Consider the following 12,370-nt stretch of genomic DNA (forward strand, 5'->3'; position numbering starts at 1 on the left):
GTACGGCAATATCCATCGCGGTCTCCCATGCTCCGTGAGGAGACGATGATCCGAAGTCACCCCCGGCGCCGCCGCAGGGCGAACGGCTGCCAACCACGCTCCATCCCAGGTCGCCCCCCGGCCCGGGCCGCGGCGCGCCCTCTACAGTGCTCGGGCGAGCCAGGCGCGGCTCACCTTTCGTGACCGGCCGGCGACGATTTTGTAACCTGGCGAAAATAAAAGAATTTATGGGCCAGCGACCGCGCCGCCCACGCGGGCTCTCGGCGAGCACCTGGGCCGGCGAGAGCCCGCGGGGGACGTGGCCAGTCGAAGACTGGGACGGATCACCACTCCTGGGCCGCTGTCCATGTCCTTATTGAGCTTTGCAGCCCCCTACTCCGGTCTTCTCGTTTGTTGTGCGATGTGCTTGTCAGCTCGCGAATTCGACGTATAGTGTATTCGAGTCGCGCCCCTGCCGTCCGCAATGCAATCATGCGGCGTGTTGCAGCGCTCGTGTCGATCTGCCAGGTCGAGGCCCCATCCGTCCCGGTTTCGCTCTTGCGATGGCCTGGACGGTGTGTTCCGTACCGGAGAGCCACGGCGCGGCGGGAGGACAGCGAGGCATGCCTGGCGCTCGATGAGCGGTCGAGTCGAGAGATCGACAGTCTGCTCGATGGGGGGAGAGGGGTATGGTCGTACAGACCGATTGCGGTATCGAGGCTCGTGGTCTCAAGGATCGACGGACCTCCCGGCGGCTCGCCATCGCGCACGTGGTGAGCAGCTTCCAGACCGGCGGCGCCGAGCAGGTGGTCGTCGATCTCGCCGCGTCCCAGCGCGCCGCGGGTCATGACGTGCTGGCGGTCGCGATCGCCGAGGATCCCGACGGCCCGCGCGCCGAGCAGCTCCGGCGGCGCGGGGTCGAGGTGCACCTCGCGCCGAAATGCCCGGGGTTCGACGCGGCGCTCACCGCCCGCCTCGCCGCGCTGTTCGCGGCGAAGGGCGTCACGCTCGTCCACGCGCACAACCACCTTTCGCTCGTCTACGCGGCGCCCGCCGGATGGCTGCACCGGGTCCCCGTCATCCACACGAAGCACGGCGTGTCCCAGGACATGCAAGGACGGAGCTGGCTGCGCCGCGCCGCGTCCGCGTTCGTCGATGCTCATGTCGCGGTGTCGCAGCCGACCGCCGCGGTCGTCCTCGGCCGGCGCGAGGTCGACCCGCCGAAGCTGCATGTCGTCGTGAACGGCATCGATCTGTCGCGGTTCGCGCCGGATCCGGCGGCGAGGGCGCGGGTGCGGGCCGAGCTCGCGATTCCACGGGACGCCTGGGTCGTCGGGAGCGTGGGGCGCCTCTCTCCCGTGAAGAACCACGCGCTGCTCGTGCGCGCCGCCGCGGCGTCGCTGCCCCGGAACGGGCGGGTGCTCCTCGTCGGCGAGGGCGCCGAGCGCGGGCGGCTCGACGCCCTCGCGCGAGAGCTCGGGGTGTCCGAGCGCGTGCTGTTCACAGGGGAGCGCCACGACGTGCCGGCGCTCCTCGCCGCGCTCGACGTGTTCGCGCTGCCGTCCCTCTCCGAGGGCCTGCCGCTCGCGCTCCTCGAGGCGATGGCCGCGGGGCTTCCGGTCGTTGCGACCGACGTGGGCGGCGTGTCCACCGTGCTCGTCCACGGGGAGACGGGCTTCCTCGTGCCGTCCGACGAGGTAACGCCGCTCGCCGCGAGGCTCTCGGAGCTCCACGCCAACGCGGCCCGCGCCGCGCACATGGGCCGGAGCGGCCGGATGCTCGCGCTCCGGCGCTACTCCGCCATCCGGATGGCCGAGCGCTACATGGAGCTGTACGCGCTGCTGCTCCTGCGGCATTCGCGGCGTGTCGCCGCTGTCCGCCCGAGCACCCTGCTCGCCCGGATCTGGGGCGCGGACCAGACGCCGCGCGCAACCGCGGCCGCCCCACACCGCCACGGCGGGCGAGCTCTCGGCGATCACCCGCCGTCGCGCTCGCCGGCGCCGCTCCCGACCTGATCGGGCGGCGGAGCGCCGCCGTCGCCGAACGCTGCTGCTTTCAAACGCTCTCGAGGGGGGACGACTCATGTCGAACGCAATGCGATGGCTCTCCGATCTCCTGGCCACGCCGTGGGCAACGCGGCCATTCACGCCGATGATGCACGGCCACTCGACCATCATCGTGATGCATCGGTTCTCCGACCCGGATCGCGGGATCGAGGGCCTGGATCCGCGCGCCCTCCGGCGCGCGCTGCAGTTCCTGAGGAGAGAGCGGTATCCGCTCGTGTCGCTCGAGCGGGTGTTCCGAGGCCTCGCGGGCGAGGAGCCGCCCATCGACCGGGCCGTCGCCTTCACGATGGATGACGGCACGATCGACCAGGCGACGGTCGCCGCGCCGATCTTCGCGGAGTTCGATTGCCCGGCCACCATCTTCGTGGTGAGCGGCTATCTGGACGGCCATCTGTGGTGCTGGTGGCACCGCGTGGAGCACGTGTTCGAGGCGACGCGGCGCCGCGAGCTCAGCGTGATGGTGGGCGGCCTCCGCCACGTCATCCGCCTGGACGACGGCGTCCCGCGGGCGCAGCTCGCGCGGCGCTTCATGGAGCGCTGCAAGCGCGTGCCCGAGACCGAGAAGCTCCGCGCCATCCAGCGGCTCGCCGCCGCGGCCGAGGTCGATCTCCCGGTGCGCCCTCCCGCGCGGTACGCGCCCATGTCGTGGGATGACGTCCGCGCGTGCGAGGCGCGCGGCATCACGTTCGGACCGCACACGGTCACCCATCCGGTGCTCTCCAGGACGAGCGACGCGCAATCGAGGCACGAGATCCACGTGTCCTGGGCGCGCCTGCGCGCCGAGGCCAGGCGCCCGGTCCCCATCTTCGGTTATCCGAACGGGCACGTGGGGACGGACTTCGGTCCGCGCGAGTGCGCGACGCTTCGCCGGCTCGGCTTCCTGGGCGCCGTGACCAACTGGCCTGGCGACCATGCGACGGCCAGCGGATTCCGTAGCTCCGCGGACGCGCCGTTCTCGGTGCCGCGGATCGACTTCGGCGCGGATCACCGGAGCCTCATCCGCTCGGTGTCCGGCGTCCTGCGGACCAAGCAGCTGCTGCAGCGGCAGCTCGCCCTGCGAAGCGCGGTGGCGCCGGTCGATCCGGGCATGATGCTCGATGGATCCCAGGATGAAGCCGAGGGCCCGCCGGCCCCGCTGATCCAGTGATCGCGGGACCCGCGCGCGGCCGCTCATGCAGGCCGCGGACGGCGCGGCCGGGCGCTCACTTCTTTCGGTAGGCGCCCGGCGTCGTCCCCGTGCGGCGCTTGAACGCCGTCGTGAGGTGCCCCTGATTGGAGAAGCCACACTCCAGCGCGATCTCCGCGATGGACAGCCGCTCGTCCTGGAGCATGGTCATCGCCTTCTCGATGCGGCGCGAGATGACGTACTGGTGGGGAGTCTGGTGAAAGGCGCTCTTGAACAGGCGCGAGAAATGGTCCGGCGAGTAGCCCACCAGCCCCGCCAGGTCGACGAGCCCGAAGTTCGAGGAGAGCTCGCTGTCCACGAATTTTTCGATCTGAGTTCGCTGGCTCCTCGAGAGGCTCGCGTTGCGCAGCGAGATCTCCGCCCCTGATCCCGCTCCGTACCGCGCCGACAGGTAGGAGGCCAGCGCCAGGCAGAGCGACTGCACGTAGACGGCCCCGAAGTACTCCTGCCCCTCGGCCTGCGCCTGCAGGCGACGGACCAGGTCGACGACATGGGCGTCGACAAGACCGAACCGCGGCTCCCGCTCCGGCACCAGCACGGCGGACGGAGACGCACAGAGAGCCAGCATGGATGCTTCGGGGAAGTTCACCGACGTGCACACGGAGGGCCGCCCCCGCCACTCGACGCTGTACAGCCTGGTCCTCCGCGGCAAGAGGTCCATCATCCCCGAGAGCCGCTCGAAGGAATGCTCCCGGACCTCACCCGAGGTCGGCTCCGCGAAGCGAATGTCGACCTGCGAGGGGCCTCCCGTCCACACCAGGACCGCGTCGCTCGCCGCCTCGAGCCCCTCGAGCCGGCCGCTCTCGGGCACATACCCGATCCGGAGGGGCACCCCCACCCAGTCCGATCCGGTGAGCGCCGCGCCGTACTTTGCTGAGAACTCCGCGGTCATGCCTGGGGTCGTCCCGGAGCATCGTCAGCGTCGAGGAACACGGGGGTCAAGCCCCTCGTGCGCCGGGCATGTGAGCGCACACACACCTCGGATCGCTGGCGCCGGGTGGATCGGGTCCCGCGCGTCGGGATCCTGAAAACCTTCGCCGGGAATTTGAACGACCTCTCTGCGAGCGCCACGTACCCTTCCCTTCACTTCCTCGCAGAGGCTGTGCGGGTGGTGTGGCATTGCGCCGAGCTCCCGCCCCCTCTGCTTACAACACAATTTTCTTCGGTCGCTGACCGGGAGCGGGGCTCACATGTCTACCTCGACCTCTTCGCTGCTCGCCCGCCGTGGCGCATTCGGCACCTTTGCCCGCGGGATTCCGCTCGTGGGCCTTCTCTTGGTCGGTTCCATGGCCTGCTCCAGCGCTTCCGATGGATCGTCCGACGGCTCGGGCGGCACCGGAGGAGGGGCTTCTTCCTCCTCCAGCAGCGCCCAGACGACGAGCGCGGGTGAGGGCTCGGGAGTCTCCTCGACGACGAGCGGAGCGAGCAGCACGACGGCGACCAGCGGCTCGGGCGGCGGGGCTTCTTCCAGCAGCTCGAGCAGCGCCGGAGGGGCCGGGGGCGCGAGCAGCAGCAGCAGCGCAGCGGAAGGAACGAGCGGCAGCGGGGGCTCTCCGGATACAGGGTTCCAGCCTTGCCCTGCGACGGGCGCCTGCAAGATCCTGCCCCTCGGGGACTCGATCACCTTCGGTCTCGGCTTCGACGGCGGGTACCGGGTCGAGCTCTTCCACCTTGCCACGCAGGACGGCCACGAGGTCACCTTCACGGGCACGCAGCAGGCGAACGGCCCCGCGATGGTCGATGGCAAGCCGTTCCCCCGCAATCACGAGGGAATCAGCGGAGAGACCATCCAGCAGATCGCCAATCGTATCCCGACCCCGGGGCTCCGGGAGATGCCGCACATCGTGCTGCTCCACGCCGGCACCAACGACATGTATCGAGAGCCGAACGGCGCCGACACCCGCCTGGGCGCGCTCATCGACGAGCTGATCGCCGAGGCGCCCGACGCGCTGATCGTCGTGAGCAACATCATTCCTTTCCCGAGCGGCGCAAACGCGGTGAGCACGTACAACGCGAAGATCCCCGCGCTGGTCGAGGCGCGCGCCAGCAAGGGCGCGCACGTCGTGTTCGTCGATCAGTTCAAGGACTTCCCCACGTCCGAGCTCGGCGACGGGGTCCATCCCAACAAGGCTGGCTACGCCCGGATGGCGGGCCGCTGGTACGACGCGATCTCCGACTACCTGAGGTGACCCGGGCGCCGGCCCGCAGCAGCGCCGGTGCGCGCCTTCTATGTGAAGTGAGCGGTTGGCCGTCGGCGTTCCCGGTCCTCCGGATCCATCGATCGTGAGCCTCATCGTCGGTCGCCCTGGCTCCCACCTCGGCACCATGCCGAGCAGAGCGGCGGTCTCCCGCACAGGACACGGGCCCAGATCGGCGTTTTCGGCGCGGGAGCGCACGAAAGGGCGCTGAGCACCGAAAACGTCGAGGTGGGCCCGTCTCCGAAGCGGGTGACCGTCGCTCTAAAGGACCCGCAGGAACGCCGTGAGGTCGGCCTTCTCCTGCGCCGTCAGCTTCGTGCCGAGCACGAGGTTGAAGAACTCCACGGTGTCCTCCAGCGTGAGCAGGCGCCCGTCGTGCAGGTAGGGAGGGCTGTCCTTGATGCCGCGCAGCGGGAACGTCTTGATGGGGCCGTCCGCGGTCGCCATCCGTCCGTTGATGAGCACGGGCTTGAAGAAGCGCTCCGCCCGCAGGTTGTGCATCAGGTTGTCCGTGTAGTACGGCGCTGCATGGCACGTCGCGCACTGGCCCTTGCCGTTGAAGATCTGCTCTCCGCGGAGCTCCTCCGGCGTGGCCTTCGCGGGGTCGAGGCGCCCGTTCAACGTGAGCTTCGGCGCCGGGGGGAAGTCGAGGATCTCCTGGAACTCGGACATCGCGTGGACCTGGTGCCCGCGGTCGAGGATGTTGATCCCCTTCTTCACGGCGATGACGATGTCACCGTCGAAGTACGCCCCTCGCTGCTCGAACTCGGTGAAGTCCTCGACGGTCTTGAGCGCGCGCTGCGAGCCGAAGAGGCGCTGGATGTTCACGCCGCGCAGGGTCGGGGTGTCGACCCGGTGGCGGAACTCCTGCGGGCGGGTGTCGCCCACGGGGTGGGTCGCGTTGTTCGTGTGCCCGTTCGCGTGGCAGTCGAAGCAGGCGACCCCGAGGCTCGCCCTCTCCGAGCGCCGATCCGAGGTCGCGTTGAACTGCTGCTGCGGAAACGGCGTCACGAGGAGCCGGAGCCCCTCGAGCTGCTTCGGCGTCAAGATGCCGTTGAAGAGCTCGTAGAAATTGGCGATGGTGACGAGCTGCCCCCTGGAGACGTCGCCCAGGTCAGGCCGCGTGGTGAGGTAGATCGGCGCCGGGAACTCGGAGACGATGTGATCCGGCAGGTCGAAGTCGAGATCGAAGCGCGTGAGATCGCGCCCTTCCTGACGCTTGACCTCGTCGATCTGGAACTTTGGAAAGACCATCCCTCCCTCCGGGTGGTTCGGGTGGGGCAGCGGCAGGAAGCCCTGCGGCCAGAGGCCCTGGTCCCGGATGGCGTCGGGCGTGAGCGCGGCCAGCGATTCCCACGTCGTCCCCTTCTCGAGCTTCACACGGACGCCGCCCTGGACGGGCTTTCCGCGCGACATGGTGACCCCAGGCGCAGGGCGGTCCGAGAGGTCGTACCGCGCCTCGAGCAGCGTCTTCTGGCGCTTCATCACCGCGGGTTTGTCGGCCTTCATCCGGGCCATCAGCGCGGCGAACGGCTCCTTGTCGTCGACCGGCAGGTAGCTCGTGCGCGGCGTGGCGGGGCCGGGCGGCGGATACGCGTTCATGGGCGCCCTCGGGCCCGTCGGCGCGACCGCCTCGGCCGTCCCCGGCGGCGTGCCACGCGTGCTGTCAGGCGCCAGAGGTACCGCCCCCGGCGTCGAGGCGCAGTTCACGAGGCCGAGCGAGAGCGCGGCAGTGCACGCGACCACGCACGTGATATCCATTCTCTTCACAGGCATACGAGCGGCTCCTTCACGAGGGGTACGTCGTCAGCTCGGATCGGCGAACGAGCACGCCTCGCGCCATCGCGGATCACCGTGCCCACGGAGCTCACGAGCGCGCTCCGTCCAGCCGATGTGCGGGCGGCGCGAGGCAAACTGCCACGATCCGTGGCATCATGGCCCGCGTCGCGCCGTGTGCGCGACCGGGGCGTGCACGCCTCACGGCGGTCCGTTCAGCCGCCCTGTTCGCCCGGATCCGGCTTGACGCGGAAGAACGGCGCCCTGACGTCCTTCGCTTCGAAGAAGAACACCCGATCCCAGACGGGGACCCGCTCCCGCTCCGTCAGATCGTACACCTCGCCTCGGGACAGGCTGCCGACGAGCTTCGCGCTCGACTGGCCTCGCATCCTCCACCGGAACTCGTACGGGAGCAGAATGCTGGCGTCGCCGAACATGCCGCGGCGCTCGGCGAAGCTCCGCCGCGCGGCCTCGGAGAGCTCCCGGGCATGACGGAGGTTCGGGGCGACGATGTAGGTCGTCGCAAGGCCCTCCTCCAGCATCTGCCGGTTGATGAGCCGACCGCGCGACAGGACATATCCGAGGACGCGACCGTAGGCGTCGAACGGCTGTTCGTCCGCCTGGATCTCGACCTCGGCGCCGTCGGGGACCAGCTCGGAGAGCCGCTCGGCGGCCAGCTCGGCCCAGTAACCTTGCGAGGCGCCGAGGAAGTGCGTCTCCGGCGTATCGATGGAGAGCATACGGACAGGATGGATCACGCCGCGCTCGTCGCGCACGCGGAGCGTGTCGCCGTCGACCGTCCTCACCACCTCGGCGAGGAACCTGTCGCCCGGCAGCTCCCGGCGCGGCCCCCGCCTCCGGGAGACAAGAGACACGTAGTCGATGAACCTCCGGAACTCCGGAAGCAATCCTGCCATCGCCCCCTCCTATGATGGATAGCCCCACAGAAACCGCCGTTCGCGCATCGCAGGGACTTTCGCCCTGCCCAGGCGGCCTGTTCCATGAAGATATAGAGAGGGCCCTGACCCTAGGAAAGCGCTCGCCGCGCCTGACCCGCGGGGCGCGAGGTGGCCTGAGGCGCCGGTCGGATGGGGAGGGAGAATCGAACGCAAAGACGCAAAGGCGCAAAGACGCCAAAAGGCAAGAAGGAATATTTCCGCCTTCGCTCCTTTGGAGCGCCGACGCTGCAATCTTCTCCTGGCGCCATCACGAGCTTTTCTCTCTTCTCTTGGCGTCTTTGCGCCTTGGCGCCTTTGGGTTCAATTCTTCTCTTCTTCATAGCACCGCTCATCCCGCCGCCTTCCGGGCGTCGCCGGCGCCGATCTCCTCCAGCAGATCATCCTCGTCCTCGCCCGCGGACACCTTCTCCAGCGCCAGCCTCAGCGTCGGCTCGGCGCTCGCCTCGGCGGCGACGCGGATCCGTCTCTCCACCGCTGCACCCCCGTGCGGGCGCGCCGCGAGCGCCGCAGCGACGCGCTGCTCCGGCGGCGCAGAACCGTCCTCGACGATGCGCAGCACCTCTTCGAGGTCGTTCCCCGCCGTCCGGTACCCGGTCCTGGCCACCAGCGACCCCAGCGCTCTCTTCCACTCGGCCAGCGGCCGGCCATTGCGCGCGATGACCTCCAGCAGCCGCGCCCGATCCTGCATCGCGACGGCGGCCTGAGCGGCCTGAATACGCTCGATCAGCGCCGTGGCCTCGGCGGAGCTGGCCGCCGGGACGGCGATCGACTCGCCGTGCCGCAGGGCGATCTTCACGAAATGATAGGCGCCGCCAACTCCCCCCTGGGTGTGAGCGACCTGGACGATGGCCCTGTGCGGGAGGAACCGCCGCCGGAACGCGCTCTTGAGCATCACGCCGTCGGTGCCGATATGCACCCAGCTCGGCGTCACCTTGGACCAGAGCCAGGCCGCGACGCCCAGGAGCGGCGCGAGCCCGCCCATTGCCACCACCATCGGAGCGAGGGGCGCGAAAGACCACCTTTCGATGGCCGTGAACAGCAGGATCAGCAGCACCAGCGCACCCGGGGCGAGGATCAGGACGAAGACGGCCAGGAGACAGCCCGCGATCTTGCGACCGCTGGAGTCCTCGCGGTACGTGCGCATCCGCACCGCGCGCGCCTGCGCCCCCGCCCCGGCCCGCGACAAGAGGTCGATCGCCTCCTCCTCCGAGGCTTGCTCGACGGCGGCGACGCGCCCATCCGAGAACGACAGCACCGCGGCGTGGCCGTTCGGCGTCCGCTCCGTCCAGCCGCCGGCGAGGCGCGCGAGCGGCAGACTGCTCTCCTTCGCTCCCTCCGCGATCAGCAGCCGCTCGCCCTCGATCTTCACCCTGCCGTCGCGGAGGCGGCGCTCGCCCGGTCCGCGGTCCGCGCCGGCGAACGACAAAGCGCTGACGAAGTAGCTGCCAAGGCCGATCAGCGCGGCGACGAGCGAGGCCTTCTCCATCCCGAGCGCGGCTAGCCCCCACGGCGCGGCGAACGTGCCGACGAGCGACGCGATGACCACGGATCCGAGGAGGCGCTTGTCGCGGCGGGCGTCCTGTACCTCGACCTTGCAGCGTCGCTCGGGCGAAGCCGCGCCGGGAGCGCCCTCGCTCATTGCTGCGGCCGCATCGCCAGGATGGTGGTCATCGGTCGAGGTTAACCCGGGGTCATCCAGCCGCACCAGCGCCCTCGGCGATCGCCGGCAACATCGTCGTGATCGCCTGGAAGCGTGAGGGCCAGGGGCCCCGGATACCCCTGCTCCCAAGCCGTCGTGGTGAAGAAGCACGACCGAGCCGGCGCCCTTCGCTGGAGCAAGCTCTTCGAGGGCGAGGACATCACGGTGCTGGGCGGCGGCTCCGCGAGCAGCGTCGCGATCGAAGAAGACAAGAGATCAGGGAGCGAATCGCGGGCGGAGCATGCGCGGAGAGCGGTGAACGGCAGCGCGCAAGGGCTGCGCCGTCACGAGCGAGCGTGGCACACCCGCCCACCGGGCGAGCGTCGCCACCGCGGCGTCCCTGTCGGCCGGGGCGAGGCCGCCGATTTGCGCGCCGTGGTTGGCGCCAGGCGCGAAATAGCGATACGAGTCCACCGCCGCGCCGAGCTCGAAGGCCCCGGCAGACCAGGGGTCGTTCTCGCCGTAGACGAACAGGAGTTCGCTGCCTTCGGCGGCGACCCAGCGCGCGACGTCCTCCATCGCGGCAGGCGAGAACTCCGGCTCGACGGGGATGCTCGGGAGGCGGTCGACCGACCCCCAGTCGAACGTGAGCAGGTCAGCGATATCCGCGGTGTCGGGCTTGGGGGCGCCGAGCTCTGTATAGCATTGCCAGTAGTACGGCTCGAAGGCGAGATACGCAGCATCGGCGCCGGCGCTCACGGGAGAGATCAGGCCGAGGGCGAGCCACAGGTCATTGTCGGACGCCGACACATCCGGGATCTGGCCGCAGGTGACCTCGTGCGAGTAGAGCCAGAAGTAGAATGGGAGCCATATCACAGCGCTCTCGAGCTGCGCCTCCACGCCGAACAGGTCGTACGTCACGCCCAGCGCGTCCGCTTCCGTCTCCGCGCGCTCGAGCATGGCCGGGCGCCGGAGCAGCACCTCGCGCCGGAACGCGGCGATGCGCTCGCGGCAGTCGGCCTCGCCGACCTGGTTCAGGAAATCGATGTAGCGTGGATCCTCCACGCCGTGGCTGAGCGGAGTCACGTAGGCCACCGTGCCGTCGACGTCATCGGGGTAGAAACGACGATGGTAGACGGAGGTCATTCCCCCCTTGCTCGCACCCGTGGAGATCCATCTCCCGGTGTAGATCGTGCGGAACGCTTCGACGACGCGGTGGTGATCGGCGGCCGCCGCTTCGATCGTCATCTTGGTCCAATCCGCCGGCTCCGGGCGTGACGGCGTGAAGAACCGGTGCTCGATGTAGATCTGGTTTGCGTTCAAGAGCGCGGTGGGCTCTTCGATGTACTGCTCGGGCAGAGACAGCGAGTAGCCGGTCGCGGCGAGCACGAGCGGCGCGCTCGAGTCGCGGTGGTGCAGCGCGAGCCGCTGCCGGAAGCGCTCGCCCCCCGGGGCATCGTGATCGACAGGCTGTTCGAGCTCGATGACGAAGAACCGATAGCCGGGGATCTTGGACGCCTCTTCCGTGACGTCGGCGACGTCGAGCGCGCGCAGCTGATCCAGGATGTCCACCGCGGCGCCGCCGCCGCCGGCCGACCCGCCGCCGCCGGCCGACCCGCCGCCGCCGGCCGACCCGCCGCCGCCGGCCGACCCGCCAGCGCCGCCCACGCCGCCCGCGCCGCCGCCCGTCGCGCCGCCGCCCCCTGTCGCGCCGCCGCTGGCACCGCCCTCGCCGATCGAGCCGCCGCCGGTCCCGGCGCTCGCGCTTGTGCTCGAGCTCGCGGAAGATGTCGTCGAGGCGCTCGCCTCTCCGCTGCCGTCGTCTCCGCAGGCGGCGACGGCCGCCAGCGCGAGCGATATCAAGAAGGCCGCACTGCTGTTCTGAATCGTCCGGTCGGCCATCGTGACGGCAGCGTGCCCGATCGGCGTGCGGAGCGGCGTGGCGCAGCAAGATTTCCACGTTGCGGGTGAGCCATCCCGGATCAGGCGCCCGGATCACCGTGGCAGATCGACTAGCTTGACCCCACTCCTGGGCGTTGGCAGCCCGCGGTGGCGTGTCGAGGCGAGCTCCACGGAGCCATGATCGATCTGGTCGCGCTCATGAATCAGCCGCAGCGCGATCAGACGCTGCTCGCGGAACGCCGCCGCGGCGCCCCCGACGTCATTCGGTATCCCAGTCGCAGCGCAGGAAATGGCGCTGCTGCCGGAAGATCAATACCGCGTGCCTGCCGCGAATGCCGAGATGAAACTGCCGCCTGTCAGCGTCCGCGCGCTTGCGAAGTGCAAGCACTTGCTGTCCGGCCATGCGCCAGAAGGTCGGCTCCAGGTAGGCTGGGGCTGGCGCGTCCTGCGCCGAGTAGGTGATCGCGACGAGCTCGCCCTCGCCGCCGTAGTTGACGATCAGCGTGACGCGCGTATTCGAACAATGAATGCTGTACGTCGCCTGAGCGAGACGCGGCCAAGCCAGTACTCCGAGAGCGACGAGGAGCGCGCTGAGCAGCTGATTCATGGGTCGACGACGGACACTGGGCGCCTGGTAGCTCTCCATCGCGGGATCTCCTCTCCAT

9 protein-coding genes are annotated in these 12,370 nt (G+C 69.6%); 3 read left to right on the top strand and 6 right to left on the bottom strand.

The features are described 5' to 3' along the window. The first annotated feature begins 668 nt into the window (after nucleotides 1–668). Both WMF22_RS37875 and WMF22_RS37880 read left to right on the top strand, forming a co-directional pair. Nucleotides 669–1,994, top strand: coding sequence for a glycosyltransferase (locus WMF22_RS37875; protein WP_438032913.1), 1,326 nt, complete (start codon nucleotides 669–671; stop codon nucleotides 1,992–1,994). 67 nt (nucleotides 1,995–2,061) lie between these two features. Beyond that, the gene (locus tag WMF22_RS37880; protein ID WP_438032914.1) at nucleotides 2,062–3,192 is read left to right on the top strand and encodes a polysaccharide deacetylase family protein; all 1,131 of its coding nucleotides are present in this window, start codon (nucleotides 2,062–2,064) and stop codon (nucleotides 3,190–3,192) included. A 55-nt stretch (nucleotides 3,193–3,247) separates the two neighbouring features. On the opposite strand, the gene WMF22_RS37885 is transcribed toward WMF22_RS37880, so the two are convergent. Further along, nucleotides 3,248–4,123: a helix-turn-helix domain-containing protein gene (locus WMF22_RS37885; RefSeq protein WP_438032915.1), complete on the bottom strand. Its 876-nt coding sequence runs from the start codon at nucleotides 4,121–4,123 to the stop codon at nucleotides 3,248–3,250. Between the two features lie 394 nt (nucleotides 4,124–4,517). On the opposite strand from WMF22_RS37885, the gene WMF22_RS37890 reads away from it, so the two are divergent. Continuing rightward, complete coding sequence (locus WMF22_RS37890) at nucleotides 4,518–5,420, top strand: SGNH/GDSL hydrolase family protein (protein WP_438032916.1); 903 nt, start codon at nucleotides 4,518–4,520, stop codon at nucleotides 5,418–5,420. 270 nt (nucleotides 5,421–5,690) lie between these two features. On the opposite strand, the gene WMF22_RS37895 is transcribed toward WMF22_RS37890, so the two are convergent. The 5 genes from WMF22_RS37895 to WMF22_RS37915 all read right to left on the bottom strand — a co-directional run bounded on the left by WMF22_RS37895 (nucleotide 5,691) and on the right by WMF22_RS37915 (nucleotide 12,351). Beyond that, entirely contained in the window at nucleotides 5,691–7,031 is a 1,341-nt protein-coding gene (locus tag WMF22_RS37895) for a cytochrome B6 (RefSeq protein WP_437301659.1), read from the bottom strand. A 389-nt stretch (nucleotides 7,032–7,420) separates the two neighbouring features. Further along, nucleotides 7,421–8,122: a thermonuclease family protein gene (locus WMF22_RS37900; RefSeq protein WP_437294820.1), complete on the bottom strand. Its 702-nt coding sequence runs from the start codon at nucleotides 8,120–8,122 to the stop codon at nucleotides 7,421–7,423. Between the two features lie 370 nt (nucleotides 8,123–8,492). After that, complete coding sequence (locus tag WMF22_RS37905) at nucleotides 8,493–9,869, bottom strand: hypothetical protein (RefSeq protein WP_438032917.1); 1,377 nt, start codon at nucleotides 9,867–9,869, stop codon at nucleotides 8,493–8,495. Between the two features lie 210 nt (nucleotides 9,870–10,079). Next, nucleotides 10,080–11,705, bottom strand: coding sequence for a S28 family serine protease (locus WMF22_RS37910; protein WP_438032918.1), 1,626 nt, complete (start codon nucleotides 11,703–11,705; stop codon nucleotides 10,080–10,082). A 259-nt stretch (nucleotides 11,706–11,964) separates the two neighbouring features. After that, entirely contained in the window at nucleotides 11,965–12,351 is a 387-nt protein-coding gene (locus WMF22_RS37915) for a hypothetical protein (RefSeq protein WP_438032919.1), read from the bottom strand. Between the last annotated feature and the right edge of the window lie 19 nt (nucleotides 12,352–12,370).

The sequence above is a fragment of the Sorangium sp. So ce204 genome (assembly GCF_051526795.1).
In the GTDB taxonomy this organism is placed as follows: domain Bacteria; phylum Myxococcota_A; class Polyangia; order Polyangiales; family Polyangiaceae; genus Sorangium; species Sorangium cellulosum_B.